General features: G+C 57.6%; 14 protein-coding genes and 4 tRNA genes. 13 read left to right on the top strand and 5 right to left on the bottom strand.

Annotated features, from left to right (window positions below):
• The first annotated feature begins 504 nt into the window (after positions 1-504).
• The 10 genes from KVH01_RS11860 (at position 505) to KVH01_RS11815 (ending at position 10,177) form a co-directional block, all read left to right on the top strand.
• On the top strand, positions 505-1,062 hold the full coding sequence (locus KVH01_RS11860; protein ID WP_005789751.1) for a CvpA family protein: 558 nt from the start codon (positions 505-507) through the stop codon (positions 1,060-1,062).
• 41 nt (positions 1,063-1,103) lie between these two features.
• Entirely contained in the window at positions 1,104-2,609 is a 1,506-nt protein-coding gene (gene purF, locus KVH01_RS11855) for an amidophosphoribosyltransferase (protein ID WP_015884965.1), read from the top strand.
• Between the two features lie 65 nt (positions 2,610-2,674).
• On the top strand, positions 2,675-3,886 hold the full coding sequence (locus tag KVH01_RS11850) for an O-succinylhomoserine sulfhydrylase (protein ID WP_043051728.1): 1,212 nt from the start codon (positions 2,675-2,677) through the stop codon (positions 3,884-3,886).
• Between the two features lie 11 nt (positions 3,887-3,897).
• Positions 3,898-4,662 (top strand): SDR family oxidoreductase, encoded by a 765-nt coding sequence (locus KVH01_RS11845; protein WP_043051729.1) that lies wholly within the window; start codon positions 3,898-3,900, stop codon positions 4,660-4,662.
• A gap of 108 nt (positions 4,663-4,770) precedes the next feature.
• Positions 4,771-4,846 (top strand) — tRNA-Val (locus KVH01_RS11840).
• 55 nt (positions 4,847-4,901) lie between these two features.
• Positions 4,902-4,978 (top strand) — tRNA-Asp (locus tag KVH01_RS11835).
• A 105-nt stretch (positions 4,979-5,083) separates the two neighbouring features.
• A tRNA-Asp gene (locus KVH01_RS11830) sits at positions 5,084-5,160 on the top strand.
• A 415-nt stretch (positions 5,161-5,575) separates the two neighbouring features.
• The gene (locus tag KVH01_RS11825) at positions 5,576-8,407 is read left to right on the top strand and encodes a xanthine dehydrogenase family protein molybdopterin-binding subunit (protein WP_217881582.1); all 2,832 of its coding nucleotides are present in this window, start codon (positions 5,576-5,578) and stop codon (positions 8,405-8,407) included.
• Positions 8,400-8,939 carry a (2Fe-2S)-binding protein gene (locus KVH01_RS11820; RefSeq protein WP_043049549.1) on the top strand — a complete coding sequence of 180 codons (540 nt, stop codon included), beginning with the start codon at positions 8,400-8,402 and terminating at the stop codon, positions 8,937-8,939. The genes KVH01_RS11825 and KVH01_RS11820 overlap by 8 nt, the downstream gene beginning before the upstream one ends.
• 2 nt (positions 8,940-8,941) lie before the next feature.
• Positions 8,942-10,177: a c-type cytochrome gene (locus KVH01_RS11815; RefSeq protein ID WP_217881581.1), complete on the top strand. Its 1,236-nt coding sequence runs from the start codon at positions 8,942-8,944 to the stop codon at positions 10,175-10,177.
• A 66-nt stretch (positions 10,178-10,243) separates the two neighbouring features.
• On the opposite strand, the gene KVH01_RS11810 is transcribed toward KVH01_RS11815, so the two are convergent.
• On the bottom strand, positions 10,244-11,527 hold the full coding sequence (locus tag KVH01_RS11810) for an NAD(P)/FAD-dependent oxidoreductase (protein WP_043049551.1): 1,284 nt from the start codon (positions 11,525-11,527) through the stop codon (positions 10,244-10,246).
• 184 nt (positions 11,528-11,711) lie between these two features.
• Here KVH01_RS11810 and KVH01_RS11805 point away from each other — a divergent pair.
• Together KVH01_RS11805 and KVH01_RS11800 are read left to right on the top strand one after the other, a co-directional pair.
• A tRNA-Val gene (locus KVH01_RS11805) sits at positions 11,712-11,788 on the top strand.
• A 265-nt stretch (positions 11,789-12,053) separates the two neighbouring features.
• Positions 12,054-12,833: a hypothetical protein gene (locus KVH01_RS11800; protein WP_217881580.1), complete on the top strand. Its 780-nt coding sequence runs from the start codon at positions 12,054-12,056 to the stop codon at positions 12,831-12,833.
• 339 nt (positions 12,834-13,172) lie between these two features.
• Here KVH01_RS11800 and KVH01_RS11795 read toward each other — a convergent pair whose 3' ends face one another.
• Together KVH01_RS11795 and KVH01_RS11790 are read right to left on the bottom strand one after the other, a co-directional pair.
• Positions 13,173-13,658, bottom strand: a complete 486-nt coding sequence (locus tag KVH01_RS11795; RefSeq protein WP_124404716.1) for a hypothetical protein — start codon at positions 13,656-13,658, stop codon at positions 13,173-13,175.
• Between the two features lie 137 nt (positions 13,659-13,795).
• Entirely contained in the window at positions 13,796-14,485 is a 690-nt protein-coding gene (locus tag KVH01_RS11790; RefSeq protein ID WP_217881579.1) for a hypothetical protein, read from the bottom strand.
• A gap of 105 nt (positions 14,486-14,590) precedes the next feature.
• Between KVH01_RS11790 and KVH01_RS11785 the strand changes: the two genes are divergently transcribed.
• The gene (locus KVH01_RS11785) at positions 14,591-15,028 is read left to right on the top strand and encodes a DEAD/DEAH box helicase family protein (RefSeq protein WP_217881578.1); all 438 of its coding nucleotides are present in this window, start codon (positions 14,591-14,593) and stop codon (positions 15,026-15,028) included.
• A gap of 106 nt (positions 15,029-15,134) precedes the next feature.
• Here KVH01_RS11785 and KVH01_RS11780 read toward each other — a convergent pair whose 3' ends face one another.
• Together KVH01_RS11780 and KVH01_RS11775 are read right to left on the bottom strand one after the other, a co-directional pair.
• The gene (locus tag KVH01_RS11780; RefSeq protein WP_217881577.1) at positions 15,135-16,097 is read right to left on the bottom strand and encodes a hypothetical protein; all 963 of its coding nucleotides are present in this window, start codon (positions 16,095-16,097) and stop codon (positions 15,135-15,137) included.
• Positions 16,098-16,200: 103 nt separating this feature from the next.
• A complete protein-coding gene (locus tag KVH01_RS11775) occupies positions 16,201-16,827 on the bottom strand; it encodes a recombinase family protein (protein ID WP_124404712.1) in 627 nt (208 codons plus the stop codon).
• Positions 16,828-16,912: the final 85 nt, after the last annotated feature.

The raw sequence follows: 16,912 nt of genomic DNA, 5'->3' as shown, positions 1-16,912 counted from the left end.
AGGCGCCCCGCGCCATGGATGGCGCGGGGCGGCGGCCCCCCAAATTCATGGCGGATTACGGGCACACCGAGCCTAAGCGAGGTGCCGAGTGGTGGGGCAAGAGCGTTTGGGTTACTTTTGCCTGGGCCGGCATTCCGGCTTTTCAAAAGTGACCCGCTGTAAAAGCGGAACCCTAAGTGGCCGTTACCGCAGCAATGGACATGTACTCGTTCTAATCCAAGATTCTGGTCGGCTGTCAGGCCGCCATCGGGGGCAAGCCCCCTCCCACATTTGACCGCGGTGTGTCACGTAGATACCCGTGCCCCGATAGCGATGGAACACCAGTACATTGGCTACTGACATATTGCATCGGGAGCAAACCCCCTCCCACAGTGGTTTATGCTGGGCTTGAAATCGCGTTCATACCGCCCAATCTATTGATTTGCAAAGCACCCGTAATCACAGCTTACCCATCGCCCGGCGCTCTGCTAAAATGCGCCGCCTTATCCGTACGTAGGCTGCACTGTGCCATTTACCTGGGTTGATTGGGCGATCGTTGCCATCGTCGCCATCTCCGCTTTGATCAGTCTGAGCCGCGGCTTCGTAAAAGAAGCACTGTCGTTGCTGACCTGGATCATCGCAGGAGTCGTAGCCTGGATGTTCGGTGGTTCACTGTCGGTCTACCTGGCCGGATACATAGAGACACCTTCGGCTCGCGTCATCGCGGGCTGCGCCATCATGTTCATCGCCACGCTGCTGGTGGGGGCAATGGTCAATTATCTTATTGGCGAGTTGATACGTGTCACCGGCCTCTCCGGGACCGATCGATTTCTCGGCATGGCCTTCGGCGCTGCGCGTGGCGCGTTGCTGGTGGTCGTGGCAGTCGGGCTGTTGAGCCTGGGGCCGGTACAGCAGGATTCGTGGTGGCAGGAGTCGGTACTCGTGCCAAAATTTCTATTGGTTGCAGATTGGTCCAAGAACCTCATCCTGGGGTGGAGCAGTCAGTGGCTGGCCAGCGGAATCAGCGTACCCGCTGATCTTCCGTTCAAGGAACACCTCTTGCCGGCGCAAACGCCTCAGTAAGTTGTGTTCAGTCAAGATTCATTAAGTAGGGGTTGCGTCGCATGTGTGGCATCGTCGGTATCGTCGGTAAGTCGAACGTCAATCAGGCGCTGTATGACGCGCTAACCGTCCTCCAGCACCGCGGCCAGGACGCTGCCGGTATTGTGACCAGCCACGACGGCCGGTTATTCCTGCGCAAGGACAATGGCCTGGTGCGTGACGTGTTCCATCAGCGTCACATGCAGCGCCTCGTCGGGCACATGGGCATTGGCCATGTGCGCTACCCGACTGCCGGTAGCTCTACCTCGGCCGAGGCTCAACCGTTCTACGTCAACTCGCCTTACGGCATTACCTTGGCGCACAACGGCAACCTGACCAACGTTGAACAACTGGCCAAGGAGATTTACGAATCTGACCTGCGCCACGTCAACACCAGTTCCGACTCGGAAGTGCTGCTCAACGTGTTCGCCCACGAGTTGGCCCAGCGCGGCAAGCTGCAGCCGACCGAAGAAGACGTGTTCGCCGCCGTGACGGACGTACACAACCGTTGCGTCGGTGGCTACGCGGTAGTGGCGATGGTCACCGGTTATGGCATCGTCGGTTTCCGCGACCCCCACGGCATCCGCCCGATCGTGTTCGGCCAGCGTCACACCGACGAAGGCGTCGAGTACATGATCGCGTCCGAAAGCGTGTCCCTGGATGTGCTGGGCTTCACCTTGATCCGCGACCTGGCGCCGGGCGAGGCTGTCTACATCACCGAAGACGGCAAGCTGCACACCCGCCAGTGCGCCGTGGCGCCGAAGCTCACTCCGTGTATCTTCGAACACGTCTACCTGGCGCGTCCGGACTCGATCATCGATGGCGTTTCGGTCTACAAGGCGCGTCTGCGCATGGGCGAGAAGCTTGCCGAGAAGATCCTGCGCGAGCGTCCTGAGCATGATATCGACGTGGTCATCCCGATTCCGGACACCAGCCGTACCGCTGCCCTGGAACTGGCCAACCACCTGGGCGTCAAGTTCCGCGAAGGCTTCGTCAAGAACCGCTACATTGGCCGTACCTTCATCATGCCTGGCCAGGCTGCACGCAAGAAGTCGGTGCGCCAGAAGCTCAACGCCATTGAGCTTGAGTTCCGTGGCAAGAACGTGATGCTGGTGGACGACTCCATCGTGCGTGGCACCACCTGCAAGCAGATCATCCAGATGGCCCGCGAAGCCGGGGCGAAGAACGTGTACTTCTGCTCCGCAGCGCCTGCGGTGCGTTACCCCAACGTGTACGGTATCGACATGCCGAGCGCCCATGAGCTGATCGCACACAATCGTTCGACCCAGGACGTGGCCGACTTGATCGGCGCCGACTGGCTGATCTACCAGGACCTGCCAGACCTGATCGAAGCGGTCGGCGGTGGCAAGATCAAGATCGACCAGTTCGACTGTGCCGTGTTCGACGGCAAGTACGTGACCGGTGATGTCGACGAGGCTTACCTGAACAAGATCGAGCAGGCGCGCAACGACTCGTCGAAGATCAAGACCCAGGCGGTCAGTGCGATCATCGACCTGTATAACAACTGAGTAACAACCGGCCCTGAGGGGCCGGTTTTGTATCTTAAATAAAGTATTGAGTAAGGAGTCGCAGCATGAGTCAGGAATGGGATGCCGGTCGGTTGGACAGCGACCTCGATGGCGTAGCTTTCGATACCCTGGCTGTGCGCGCCGGCCAGCACCGTACCCCGGAAGGTGAGCACGGCGACCCGATGTTCTTCACCTCCAGCTACGTGTTCCGTACTGCCGCTGACGCTGCTGCGCGGTTTGCCGGCGAAGTGCCGGGTAACGTGTATTCGCGCTACACCAATCCGACTGTGCGTGCGTTCGAAGAGCGCATCGCGGCCCTGGAAGGCGCTGAGCAGGCCGTGGCGACCGCCACCGGCATGGCGGCCATCCTGGCCGTGGTGATGAGCCTGTGCAGCGCTGGCGACCATGTACTGGTATCGCGCAGCGTGTTTGGCTCGACCATCAGCCTGTTCGAAAAGTATTTCAAGCGCTTCGGTATCGAAGTGGACTACGTACCCCTGGCAGATCTGTCCGGCTGGGACGGGGCCATCAAGGCCAATACCAAGCTGTTGTTCGTCGAGTCGCCTTCCAACCCGCTTGCCGAACTGGTCGATATCGCCGCGCTGGCCGAAATCGCGCACGCCAAGGGTGCGATGCTGATCGTCGACAACTGCTTCTGCACCCCGGCCTTGCAGCAGCCGTTGAAGCTGGGTGCGGACATCGTGGTGCATTCGGCGACCAAGTTCATCGACGGCCAGGGTCGTTGCATGGGCGGCGTGGTGGCTGGCCGCAGCGAGCAGATGAAAGAAGTGGTGGGCTTCCTGCGCACCGCCGGTCCGACCCTGAGCCCGTTCAACGCCTGGATCTTCCTCAAGGGTCTGGAAACCCTCAGCCTGCGTATGAAGGCCCATTGCGCCAATGCTCAGGCCCTGGCCGAGTGGCTGGAGCAGCAGGACGGTATCGAGAAGGTGCACTACGCCGGGCTCAAGAGCCACCCGCAACATGCATTGGCCCAGCGCCAGCAGCGTGGTTTCGGCGCGGTGGTGAGCTTTGAAGTGAAGGGCGGCAAAGACGGCGCCTGGCGTTTTATCGATGCGACGCGGCTGATTTCCATCACTGCCAACCTGGGCGACAGCAAGACCACCATTACTCACCCGAGCACCACCTCCCACGGGCGCCTGGCGCCGCAGGAGCGTGAAGCCGCCGGTATCCGTGACAGCCTGATCCGTATCGCGGTGGGCCTGGAAGATGTCGCTGACTTGCAGGCAGACCTGGCCCGCGGGCTGGCGGCCTTGTGATCGAGTGGTCCATGGAGGCTGCAGCGGCCACTAACGGGCGCGTTGCACTGGTAACGGGGGCGGCGCGCGGCATTGGCCTCGGTATTGCGGCGTGGCTGATCAGCGAAGGCTGGCAGGTGGTATTGACTGACCTGGACCGCGAGCGCGGTTCCAGGGTGTCCAAGGTGCTGGGCGAGAATGCCTGGTTCATCACCATGGACGTGGCTGACGAGAAGCAAGTCGCCCAGGGTGTCGCCGAGGTGCTGGGGCAGTTCGGGCGCCTGGATGCGCTGGTGTGCAATGCGGCGGTCGCCGATCCGCGCAATATCACCCTGGAAAGCCTCGATCTGGCCCACTGGAATCGCGTACTGGCGGTCAACCTCAGCGGGCCGATGCTGCTGGCCAAGCATTGTGCGCCTTACCTGCGCGCCCACGGCGGTGCCATCGTCAACCTGGCGTCGACCCGGGCCCGTCAATCGGAGCCGGACACCGAAGCCTACGCGGCGAGCAAGGGTGGCCTGCTGGCCCTGACCCACGCCTTGGCCATGAGCCTGGGCCCGGAAGTGCGGGTCAATGCGGTCAGCCCCGGCTGGATCGATGCGCGTGATCCTGCTGCGCGCCGTGCCGAGCCGCTCACCGACGCCGATCATGCCCAGCACCCTGCGGGCAGAGTAGGCACGGTAGAGGACGTGGCGGCGATGGTAGCCTGGTTGCTGTCGCGTCAGGCCGGGTTTGTCACCGGGCAAGAGTTTGTGGTGGATGGTGGTATGAGCAAGAAGATGATTTATAGCGAGTAGGGCGGGGTAGCTGTCTTGAAGTGATTTTGTCTTTTTCAGAAAAACTTCAAGCGGGCTATTGACTTAGGTCCGCTACCTGCGTAAATTTCGCGGCCTCAACGAAGCAAAGGGTGATTAGCTCAGCTGGGAGAGCATCTGCCTTACAAGCAGAGGGTCGGCGGTTCGATCCCGTCATCACCCACCACTTCTTGAGAGTCTTGCTTCAGGGCAAGACGCAACGTTAAAGGTTGCACCGACGCGCAGCGGTAGTTCAGTCGGTTAGAATACCGGCCTGTCACGCCGGGGGTCGCGGGTTCGAGTCCCGTCCGCTGCGCCATATTTTCCAGGTTCGATGTATCGGGCTTGAGATTGAACAACCCAGGTTGATCGATCAGATGTTTAAAGGTGGTTGAGGCTGTACGCTCAATCAGCCAAGCGATACGCAGCGGTAGTTCAGTCGGTTAGAATACCGGCCTGTCACGCCGGGGGTCGCGGGTTCGAGTCCCGTCCGCTGCGCCATATCTGTCTCAAGGCCCACTGAACGCCTTGAAGCACAAGAAAGCCACCGGCTGACTTGATCCGATAGCAAAGACCCTGGTCGAAAGACTGGGGTTTTTTGTGTCTGGCGTTTGTAAAACCTCACCATCGTGTTCGCAGCAGCCAACGCCCAATCTCTTGAGCTACGCCAATATCCCGCATTAACAGGCAAACGGCCGACAGATCGTATCGATCTTGTCGGCCGTTTTGCATTGTTGTGTCAAAAAATTTCCATGTGGTTATTTGCCGCAGGCGCAGAAACCTTTAAAGTTAACTCTTCGGTCAACTTTGCACTGTCATCATGGCCTTTTAGTTCGTCCAGAAAGGCTTCTGCAAGTCTCCAGATTCGCTGCACTTAACCATAAGGGCGGATGTATAACCGCTCAGAGGATGATCCATGTCCAACCGTGAAATAACCCGGCGTTCGTTCCTTCAGGGCGGGCTGGTGGCGGGTGTGAGCGTCACGCTCACGCCGCTCAGCACCCAGGCGCTGGCGGCCTTGATGGAAAACAGCGTCACCGTGCCCTCCGAAAAATGGCTGGGCAATAACGGCAAGGCGCGCCAGCGTAACGATGCCTTGTCGAAAGTCTGTGGCAGTAAAGTCTTCGCCCGCGACATCCGTTCCAAGGACATGCCAGGCTGGCCTGTGCAGCAAGGTCACGCCATGCTGCTCAAGACCACCAAGGCCGACCATATCTATGCGGGCTACGACCTGGCGTGGCTCGGCGCCGGCCTGCAGCCGGACCGTATTGTTACCGCTGCCGACCTGGACAACGACGGTATCGTGTTCCCGCAAGAACATGCTCCGGATCCACTGTTGCCGGAAGGCAAGGTGCCGATGTTCATCGGTCATCCGGTGGCGATCCTGATCTGGAACGATTTCGAGCGGTTCCGTCAGGCAAAAAACAAACTCAAGTTCAATGACAAGGCGATTCGTTACGGCGCCAAAGTGCCGTACTACGAAGGCGACCCTTACGGTAGCTTTCGCTACGTGCGCGTTGGCGGCCCGACCTCGGCAGATGAGGATGAATTCGCCAGTCTCAAGGATTCGATCCTGTTCCCGATGCTGAAAAACCGGCGCCCGGTGTGGAATTCCCAGCCGAACCTGCACGGCAACCTGACCGAGCGCGGTCTGTTCTACGCCGACCGCATGAAGAGCCAGCTCAACACGCCGCCGGATAACTGGTTGGTGTTCGACGAGCGCTACAAAACCCCATCGATCGAACCGGCGGCCATGGAGCCGGATAACGGCAACGGCTGGTACGATCCAGCGACCAAGACCCTGCACTTTGTGGTGGCCACCCAGTGCCCATTGGAAGTTGCGACCGAGACCGCAAAAATGATCTCGCCGTCGCGCTTCGGCCTGGCCAACCTGAATATGCACCCCGGTTATACCGTGGGTTACGGCTCCAAAGACCACAATATCTTTGTCTACTACGCCGCCCTCGCAGCCTTGTATGGCGGCGGCGTGCCGGTGCGCCTGGCCAATGACCGTTACGAGCAGTTCCAGAGCGGCATCAAGCGTCACCCGTTCGACATCCGCTACCAATTGGCTGTCGACAAGAACGACCACAGCTTCAAGATCTTCCTGGCTGATATGAGCGTCGATGGCGGTGGCCGGGTCAACTACAGCCCCTCGGTCGCCGCAGTAGGCGCCACGGCTGCGCAATCGATCTACTACATGCCGCAGAACGACCTGCAAGTCACCGCCTATCACTCGCGGGGCGTTGAAGCCGGTTCGATGCGCGGGTACGGCACCCTGCAGAGCATGGCCGCGACGGAAATGATGGTCGACGAAATCGCCGGTCGTCTCGGTGTGGATGCCATCGAGCTGCGTCGCAAGAATGCCCTGCGTTCGGGCATGAAGAACACCCAGGGCGCCATTCCTGCCGGTGCCTTACGCCTGCACGAAATTCTCGACAAAGCCGCTGTGCACGACGTGTGGAAGAACCGCGACGCGATCAAGAAACAACGCGAAGCCGCTGACCCGGACAACTGGTACGGCGTCGGTTTTGCCATCTGCCAGAAAGACTTCGGTACCGGTTCCGAAGCACCGATGGCCAGTATCGAGTTCAGCGCAGACGGTCGCATCAGTCTGCGCCACATCGGTATCGAAATCGGCACCGGCATGTCGACCTCGCAGTCGCTGGTGGTGGCTGATTTCCTCGGCAGCCCGGCACACGAAGTGAAGACCGGCGAAACAGAATGGAAGGAGATGCAGCTGATCACCAGCGGCAACCCTTACATCATGAGTCAGGCCGAGCAGGACAACCTGCTGCGCAACCCGCGTTGGGTAGGCAAGCTCGCTTCGGCGTCTTCGGCCACCAACTCGGCGTATTACTTCAGCCATGCCACCCGTGAAGCGGCGCGCGTGCTGTTCAACCACGGATTGTGGCCGGCGGCGTTGGAGATCTGGCGTCAGGGTCCGTTCGGCGGCCAGGCCAACCCCTATGTGGTACGCCGTGAGGATGCGCATTGGGTCGACGGCAAGCTCACCGCCAACGGCATGCAACCGTTGAGCTTCGAGGTGTTGGCCAGGCACGCCCACGAGCGTGGCCTGGTCACCGCTGCCACTGTCCACGGGTTCAACCGCTGGAGCTGGGCAGAGGCTGAATACAGCATCGACGGCGTTCGCGAGCGCCTGCCCCTCGACGGTCTGGCGGTGAAGTACGGCGACGGTGCGCCGAAAGCCAAGCAAGCGCTGATGAGCACCGCCGGTTTCCACCTGTTGGACCGCCAGAACATCAGCTACCCCGCGACGCAGTTGAACAACGCTGCCGTGACTTACTACAGCCCGGTGGCCACATTGGTCGAGTTGAAGGTCAACAAGGGCTCGGCGCAGGTCGAAGTGCTCAATCACCATTCGTGGATCGAGTGCGGCCGTGTGTTGGTGGAGGAATTGGTTAAAGGCCAGCTCGAAGGCGGTGTCGCCATGGGTATCGGTCACGCGTTGATGGAGGAGATGCCGCTGTACGAAGGCGGGCCGGGGGAGGGCGACTGGAACTTCAACCGTTACCGTCTGCCGATGGCGCGTCACGTAGCCGTGTGGAAGCAAACGTCGGAGATTCTGCCGGCGCTGTCGCCAAGCGACCCGCCCAAGGGGATCGCTGAAGTGGTGATGATCCCGATCGTCGGGGCCATCGGTAATGCCGTGGCCCACGCCATCGGTAAACGTGTTCGCGACCTGCCAATCACGGCTGCGCGCATCAAGGAGGCCCTCAATGGCTGACCGTCCGCTTCAACTGACCCTCAATGGTCAATCCGTCGGCCCGGTGGACATCCCTGATGACCTGCCGATGATCGATTACCTGCACGAATACAAAAACCTTACCGGCTCGCGTCTAGGCTGCGGCCAGGGTATTTGCCACGCTTGCGTGGTGATCGTCGACAACCCGGACGGCACCAGCGAGGAAGTGCGCACGTGCATCACTGGCGCGCATTACTTTGAAGGCAAGAAAGTGCGCACCATCGAATCCCATGCCAAGCGCGACGAGTCGGGGCAGGTCACAGAGCTGAACCCGATCCAGCAGCGCTTTGTGGACGAGTTCGCGTTCCAGTGCAGCTACTGCGCACCGGGCTTCGTCAACGCGGCGACGGTGCTGGTGGAAAAGCTGCAACGCCAGCCGATTGTGCAAAGCCAGCTGGAACAGGTTATCGAAGACAGCCTGGGCCATCACATCTGCCGGTGCACCGGGTATGTGCGTTACTACAACGCCACCCGCAACGTGCTGAACGATCTCGGCCTGGTCAAGGAGGGTTAAGCATGAAGCTATTTCTGACCCGCCTGACCCTGGCGGTCGGCCTGGCTGCGCCAGTGTTGTTTGCCCATGCCGATGATCAGGTCAAGCGCGGTGAATACCTCGCCCGCGCAGCTGACTGCATGGCGTGCCACACGGCACCGGGCGGCGCGCCGTTTGCGGGCGGCTTGCCGATCGTCTCGCCGTTCGGCACGATCTATGGCACCAATATCACGCCGAGCAAAGAGCACGGCATCGGTTTGTACAACGATGACGAGTTCTTCGCTGCGCTGACCGAAGGCAAGCGTCGCGACGGTGCGCATTTGTATCCGGCGATGCCATACACCTCGTACCACCTGATGCCCCGTGAGGATTCGGACGCGATTCATGCGTACCTGAAAACTATCGAGCCTATCGAGCGCGCATCGCCGGAGACCCGCCTGAGCTTTCCGTTCAACGTGCGCCTGGGCCTGATCGGCTGGAACCTGCTGTACGGCAAAGCCCTGGAACTGGAGCCGGCCGAAGGCAAAAGCGATACCTGGAAACGCGGCCAGTACATGGTCGAGGTACTCGGTCATTGCGGCGAATGTCACACACCTCGCGGTCTGCCGGGTGCGATGCAGTTGGACAAGCGCCTGACCGGCGGCATTCTCAATGGTTATTTGGCGCCGAGCCTGCTCGCCACTGACCTGGCGGCTCGTGGCTGGAATGAGCAGGACCTGGCCACGTTCCTCAAGCACGGCATGAGTGCCCAAGGCACGATGTTCAACGAGATGTTCCCGGTGTTCCATAACAGCACCCAGGGCTTGAGCGATCCGGATCTGGCGGCGATGGCGACGTTCCTGCTGGGCGATAAACCGCCGGCCGCCAAAGCGCTTGTCGAAGTGCCAATGGATCAACTCAGCCCGAGCGCTCAGCGCGGCCGCCAGGAATACCTGAACGTCTGCGCCGGTTGCCATGCCGCAGGTGGCGAAGGCAAGCCCCACATCGCAGTGGCCATGCGCGGCAACACCACGCTGCGCCTGGAAGACCCGCGCAACCTGCTGCGCGTGATCGAGGACGGTATCGGCGAACAGAAGTTTTCCGGGTTCGAGCACATGCAACCGATGCCGGGGTTTTCCGACAAGCTCAATGCACAACAGCTGACCGATCTGCTCAATTACCTGCGCCAAGGCTGGGGCGGCCAATCGGCTGAGCTGGCCGTGAACGATGTGCAGAAGCTGCAAGCCCAGGCGCCGTCCGCCGAACACGAGGCGCATTGACGGCAGTGTAGAAAGCGCTCAACCAGTGTGGGAGCGAGCAAGTCGCTCTCACACCGGGGTGTGTGTCTACATTCCGAATTTATCCCGCAGGCCGTAATACCACGCCCCCAGCGCCGCAAACGGCGTGCGCAACAGCTGTCCACCCGGGAACGGGTAATGCGGCAGGTCGGCAAACGCATCAAAACGCTCTGCCTGACCTCTTAGCGCTTCTGCCAGCACCTTGCCTGCCAGGTGCGTGTACGTCACGCCATGGCCGCTGCAACCCTGTGAGTAATAGATGTTGTCGCCAAGACGGCCTACCTGCGGCAAGCGCGACAGCGTCAGCAGGAAGTTGCCGGTCCAGGCGTAATCGATCTTCACATCCTTCAACTGCGGGAATGCCTTGAGCATTTTCGGCCGGATGATTGCCTCGATATTCGCCGGGTCCCTAGCGCCATACACCACGCCGCCGCCGAAGATCAGGCGCTTGTCACTGGTGAGGCGGTAGTAGTCGAGCAGGTAGTTGCAGTCCTCGACACAGTAATCCTGCGGCAACAAGGTCTTGGCCAATTCGTCGCCCAGTGGTGCGGTGGTGATCACCTGCGTGCCACACGGCATCGATTTGGCTGCCAGCTCCGGCACCAGGTTGCCCAGATAGGCATTGCCGGCAACGATGATGAATTTGGCCCTGACCCTGCCTTCGGCGGTATGCACCACGGGGTTGGCACCGCGCTCGATGCGCACCGCAGCCGATTGCTCATAGATCGTACCGCCCAGCGACTCAACCGCGGCCGCTTCGCCCAGCGCCAGGTTGAGCGGGTGGATGTGCCCGCCGCTCATATCCAGCAAGCCGCCGACATAGTTGTCACAGGCCACCACCTCGCGGATGCGGCGTTCGTCCAGCAGCTCCAGTTGCGTATGGCCGTAGCGCTCCCACAGGCGCTTCTGCGATTCCAGGTGGCCCATATGCTTACTGTTGAGCGCGGCAAACACACCGCCGTCCTTCAAGTCGCACTGGATCTGGTACTTGGCCACGCGCTCGCGAATGATCCTGCCGCCTTCAAAGGCCATCTGCCCGAGCAATTGTGCTTGCTTAGGGCCGACGCTGCGCTCGATCACGTCGATATCGCGGCTGTAACTGTTGACGATCTGCCCACCGTTACGGCCCGAGGCACCAAAGCCGACCTTGGCTGCTTCCAGGACGGTCACGCGAAAGCCGTTCTCCAGCAGGAACAGCGCGCTGGAAAGCCCGGTATAACCGGCACCAATCACGCACACATCGGTTTCGACTTCACCTTGCAGTGTCGGGCGAGGCGGAACTGCATTGGCGGAAGCGGCGTAATAAGACTGGGGGTAGGGGGTGTTCGCCATCCTGGAACCTCTGTTTTATATTTTTTACGAGTGCGGCGATCCTACCTGAGTTGAAAATTGCCTGCCAGCCACCGGAAAATCACAGGCGTGCCCGGCGCAAATAAAAAATTCGCATATTCATAGGCTTAGCTGCAAAAAAGATGTTGACACCCCTCCGGAATTCCGTAGAATGCCGCCTCACAGCAGGCACGTAGCTCAGTTGGTTAGAGCACCACCTTGACATGGTGGGGGTCGTTGGTTCGAGTCCAATCGCGCCTACCAAACAAAATCCGCTCTGCTGGGCGGTCTGGAAGGGCTCACCGAAAGGTGGGCCCTTTTTTGTTGCCTGAAATTCATGCAGAACGTTCACAAAATATCGCGTTCGTTCACACTGAGCAATGTGAACGGCGATTCAGGTTGCAAGTATGAAAGAGGTTGGGGCGGAGTACGGTGGTAAATCACTGGTCCCTGATTAAGCCAGTGATGTGGCAGCCAGCTACTGTAAATCGGTAAGCTCCACTCGCAACTCCTTCAGGTAGGGACGGCCATGGGCATTTTCGATATTGACGATTTCCTTGCACGAGCAAAGATTTTCATCGACGCAGGAGACGAGAATTCATTACGCCACGCTTGCCTTGAGATGCGGCTGGCACTTGAACGTATTGTCTATCAGAAGCTTGGGCAAGTTGGCCCTAAATTGCCTCCTTCCATCTTCCGGAAATGGCAACCAGACAAAGCGTTGAAGATGCTTCGCAGCTTTGAGCCAAAAGCCGATCTGGACATGTCAATCGCGTTTACTGGCCCGGACGGCGTTTCATTCCCCATTGGCGACTACAAGATGTTTTCGGTCGAGTGGCTCAACAAGCATTACCAAAAGCTAAGCAGTTTCCTACACGCGCCCGCCCTTGCTGATACACGTAATCTGAAGTTAACTCCGGCCGTTGTTCAAGGATTTCTGAACGAGATCGAACGTGTTGCGTCAGCAACGGTGGTGTTGTCGATAAATAAAATCGATACGTTCACTTGCGGTGTTTGCGGAAAAGATATGTACGCAAGCCAATCTCAGGTTGAAGCCAGTGCCACGGTCGAATGCCCATGGTGCTGCAATAAACACCTCGTTAGGTGTGAAGACGAAGACACGTACATAATCGAGCCATCGAACCTGTGTATCGTGCCTTGCATGAAATGCAAGAGTCCTATGGCGATAGAACATCTCGAAGTCAACGACAGGAAGGCGTGCTGGAGCTGCGGACAACTGCATCATTTCGACTGGGGGTATACGATGATCCCGTCAGGCTCGGAAGCCGCAAGTAAAATAGAGACATAGGGAAAACCGTTTTCCTGGAATCCTATTTCTCCGCCGGAAAAAGGGTGGGGCTGTATGGTTTGCCAAATTCCCCGCAAAAAATAAAGCAGCGTCTGCTGGCGTTTCCAGTATGACGTAAGGGAAAATAATAGGGGCTGATAGTGGGTTAGGTTTGAGTAGGAGAGGCGCTAAGCACGCCACGAGTAGGTCAAATGGCAATCTGCGGGAAATAGAAATAAGTTGGGTGGCTCTGAAGCTCTACAAGCTTCAGAACGAGACTTTGAAGGCGAGTATCGAGACCCTGATAATGGCCCGCACTCGCTCCTACGAGCGTTACTGCTCACGTCCTGGAGCCGCTTATTAGTTCGCATGTCTGTCAGCCAGTTGCTGTGCTGCGTCTAAAGCGAATTGAAGGACGTTTGCGGCCTCTGTGAAGGCTTCTGGGTCATCCGTACCTTCGTAGATAATTCCCCCCTCTATGACGTCCTGTACGACGCTATCGACGTACTGATAGAAGCTAACAACCAACTGAGCATCCTTTGGCGCGAGGTAGCCAAGTTTCCCAAGATTGGCGACGTAGACCCTGCAATAGTGCTGTGGGATTCGTACCTGCAATGAGGCTTCTGAGCGTTCTTCTTCAGGCGTTTCGAGTAACTGGTTTCCCATTTCGGTTAGACCGGCGTAGTAGCCTCGCTCTACGGCAATTTTCCTTAGTGCCAATACTTCAGCAACGATAGCCACGCGAACGCTTGTACGTTCCTGCCAGCGTTGCCAAAACCACCCACCGACTGCTACTAAAGCGGTGAGAAGCAGGCCTGCGGTGCTGATGATTTCACTGGTTTGCATTGCATTCTTATCCTTGTACTAGATGCTGGCAGAGCCGAGGGGGAGGGGCTGTGACGCACGACGTGTATTCGAAAGGTGCACGACTGAGAAGAAGCTTATGGCAGTTTCCAACTGCCCGCCCTAGATGTAAATGGCGGTTAATTCGCCTCGCAGTCAGGGCAGACGTGTTTGTTCAACTCCTGACCTAGCTCCAGAATCCGGCGATACACGCTATACGTTTCTTCAAGCAAATCGTGTCCCCAGCAGCGTGGGAACTCCATCTCCGGTTCCTTCGAACTGAACGTATACGAGAATTTCTCTACCCGTAGGCCACTCACTCCCTCTTCAAAGGACACGCTTGGTTTACTCTCTAACAGACGACGGTGCTTAGAGATGTTGCTAAACGCTGCAAGGTAGCGAAACCAGTAAGATGAATTCAGCGCCAGCATACCTTGCTTCAGAGCTGATTCCGGCAGCTTGTCTGCAACCCTGCCGAAGGTGGAATCGCGCTCAGGTAAAGGTATTGGCATAGCCAATGTATTTGCTAGCTGGGCAAAAATGTCAGCGTAGTTTCGCACGGTGTGGATCGTGGCAATGATGTTTGCTTCATGAGCGAGAGCTGCCCTACTGAAATCAGGCTCAAAGCTCATCATGGCAACAAACATTTTGTAGTTATTGTCATCCGGCTGCTTAAACTCTGCGAATGCGTCCCTTGCCAGTCGAGCGTGGTATTGGACGATCAGGGCTGAGCGGCTAAGCGACTTCGGTATCTCGGCAGTCTGGCTATCCTCAGGCCGAGTTGTCTCAATCCATTCCTGAAGTTGCCTCAGCTTCCATGTGGTTGTCATGCACCAGCTCCGTTCTTTGGGTCAGGAAGCGTATCACTGCTTAGAATGTTGAAGCTTTTTCTCGTCGTCCTCAAAGAAATACTCCTGCCACCGAAGGAATCAAATATGACCTCTGAGCTTCACATTGCAGACCAGATATCGCTCAAGGCGGTGGAAGAGTCCACTAAGCTCGACCAGTTCCTGTTGGGTGCCACAGTGGCTATCTGCGCCTACCTTGCACAAAACAACGTATACAGTCCGATCGGTTTGAATCGCAGCACGGCGATGATTGGCTGTATGTTGATCTTCGCCGCGAGCGCGGCACTTGGATTCATGCGGATGAACATTGTCGTAAGGGTGTTCCACGAGAACGCCAAGCTAGCTGCCGTGAGCAAATCTGAGAAGAAAAACCATTTAGACGAATGTCAGCGGCTATTGTGGTGGGGCAAATGGTACGGCCACATACGCAACGTTTTACTCTTCGCAGGGCTGGCAGCTTTCATAGCGGCTAAAGTGGGGGCTTCCTATTACTGCCAAGGCTGCATGCCTCGCCTTCCTGTCTGAAATCGCGGAGTGCCTTTGTCCGATGTGAGCGTGCGGAATCATCCTGACATTGGGCTGGCTTCAGCAGTGTTTGACTGGTGGCCAAGTCAAGAGATGCCAACGTGACTCAAGCATTTAACTCAAGGCTATGTATCATTCGGGTATTGACTGCGGATTTAACATAGCTGACATCCGCCCTTCCAAGAATGGCAACCAGAAGCCGGCAAACTAATGCCTTCATTTGCAGCGGAGCGTTGTTGGGATCCGCGCCGGGATCGTTGCCGCCGTAAATCGAGAACCCAAGTGGCTCATCAAAAAATATCGCTTCGTGGATGGTGTTGTTACGAACGATTGATAGGGATGAGGGGTCAGCTATGGTGTTCTCTGCCCATTTGGGTACGGGGATGTCGAATTTCTCACACATCCACTGGATTCGCCCTGCATGAGGCTGATTGAATTTCGGTCCTTCCTTGACTGCCACCAGTCTGAAACAGGCATCTAATGCCATGTAGAGATACTGAAACTGCTCAAAGGGAAGATTCTGTGGATATTGTGCCAAGAACAATGCGTGGATGACCGCAGTAACCCTCTTGGATGCCGACGGATCGCCACGCTCCAGTTCTAAGAAATTGAGTGCCAATTGGATGGCGTCTGTTACGGTGCAGCGGCGAAGGGAGAAGTCAACGAGCTTCCCTGGTTTGATAGGGGTTGCGTCAAGAAAGCCTGCCTCTGTTGTCGTTAGGCGCATGCCAGTGAAGAAGGACAGGCACCAGACGACGAAATCGATATCGTCTTGACTCTCGCTTCTGTGCAGTGTCAGGACATGGGTCTTGGGTAGTCCGAAGATGCGAGCACTATAGGGCAGTGACCGGATATGTCCGCTCATTATGTCCCGTTGCTGTTGTGCTCCCGGATAGAGCCAGTCCTTGATGACGTTTACGTCTCCGATGATTGCGGCTACTTTCGCTTCATGCCCCGAGAGAGTCAGAATGGAAAACTGATTAGTTTCGATGTCGCAATGTATCGGGTAATAGCCGAGCTCTGCGGAAATCCCGCCCCCCGTTGACGCTTGGTGTGGTTGTCCGGTCATAGCACTAACGGCCTCATGCAATTCTGGATTCACTCAAAAGTTAAATCGAAGTGCTTCTATCATACATGCGGCTGAATTAGTCTCCCCCTTCAAGCTGGTCCATTCATGCGACCTCCGTTTCTCGCTTGATCCGGTAAACGGTGGCAACGCCACAGTCAGCCAGCTTGGCAATTTGATCAGCAGACATTGTTGGATGCTTCCGCATCAGCGCCTGTACCTCAGCCCACTTGGCAGCGTTCCTGCCTTTACCTGTTGGCTTCCACTCAGGATTAGCGGCTCGCTTGTTCTCTAGTCCTTGCTTGATGCGTTCCACACGTTTCTCTTGATCCAGTCGTGCCATGGTTGCCATCAGATCGATCAGCATGTTGTTGATCACGTCCATGATTTGCCCGGTGATTCCTTTGGCTTCAACCAGCATGTGACTGGTAGGCAGATCAGCTACAACCAGACGCAATCCCTTGGCCTTGATAGTAGCCTTGAGCGTGTCCCAGTCAGTCTGTGAAAGGCGACTCAGGCGGTCTACAGACTCAACCAATAGCACGTCTCCACTCTCGGCCGTATCGAGCAAGGAAAGCAACTCAGGACGATTGAGCTTGGTCCCACTGATGTTCTCTGCATACACGCCTACGGTACTCAAACCCTTTTCGACAGCGAACAACTCCAGGGCGACTTTTGCACGGTTAGCGTCTTGATCTTTCGTTGATGCACGAAGGTAGAGGTGGGCATTCAAGGTGGACTATCCTTTGATCTTAGATTGGATAGATAAATGATAATTGAATCTTATGTCTATCTGCAATAGGTATTTGATAGTGATA

This window comes from Pseudomonas khavaziana (assembly GCF_019145205.1).
In the GTDB taxonomy this organism is placed as follows: domain Bacteria; phylum Pseudomonadota; class Gammaproteobacteria; order Pseudomonadales; family Pseudomonadaceae; genus Aquipseudomonas; species Aquipseudomonas khavaziana.
Note: the sequence above shows the minus strand (reverse complement) of the source record. Positions and strands in the feature narration are given on the sequence as shown.

Excerpts from the sequence above, each read along its gene's own strand:
- purF (WP_015884965.1), top strand. The coding sequence starts at position 1,104 with ATGTGTGGCATCGTCGGTATCGTCGGTAAGTCGAACGTCAATCAGGCG.
- KVH01_RS11850 (WP_043051728.1), top strand. The coding sequence starts at position 2,675 with ATGAGTCAGGAATGGGATGCCGGTCGGTTGGACAGCGACCTCGATGGC.
- KVH01_RS11845 (WP_043051729.1), top strand. The coding sequence starts at position 3,898 with ATGGAGGCTGCAGCGGCCACTAACGGGCGCGTTGCACTGGTAACGGGG.
- KVH01_RS11825 (WP_217881582.1), top strand. The coding sequence starts at position 5,576 with ATGTCCAACCGTGAAATAACCCGGCGTTCGTTCCTTCAGGGCGGGCTG.
- KVH01_RS11820 (WP_043049549.1), top strand. The coding sequence starts at position 8,400 with ATGGCTGACCGTCCGCTTCAACTGACCCTCAATGGTCAATCCGTCGGC.
- KVH01_RS11815 (WP_217881581.1), top strand. The coding sequence starts at position 8,942 with ATGAAGCTATTTCTGACCCGCCTGACCCTGGCGGTCGGCCTGGCTGCG.
- KVH01_RS11810 (WP_043049551.1), bottom strand. The coding sequence starts at position 11,527 with ATGGCGAACACCCCCTACCCCCAGTCTTATTACGCCGCTTCCGCCAAT.
- KVH01_RS11800 (WP_217881580.1), top strand. The coding sequence starts at position 12,054 with ATGGGCATTTTCGATATTGACGATTTCCTTGCACGAGCAAAGATTTTC.
- KVH01_RS11795 (WP_124404716.1), bottom strand. The coding sequence starts at position 13,658 with ATGCAAACCAGTGAAATCATCAGCACCGCAGGCCTGCTTCTCACCGCT.
- KVH01_RS11790 (WP_217881579.1), bottom strand. The coding sequence starts at position 14,485 with ATGACAACCACATGGAAGCTGAGGCAACTTCAGGAATGGATTGAGACA.
- KVH01_RS11785 (WP_217881578.1), top strand. The coding sequence starts at position 14,591 with ATGACCTCTGAGCTTCACATTGCAGACCAGATATCGCTCAAGGCGGTG.
- KVH01_RS11780 (WP_217881577.1), bottom strand. The coding sequence starts at position 16,097 with ATGACCGGACAACCACACCAAGCGTCAACGGGGGGCGGGATTTCCGCA.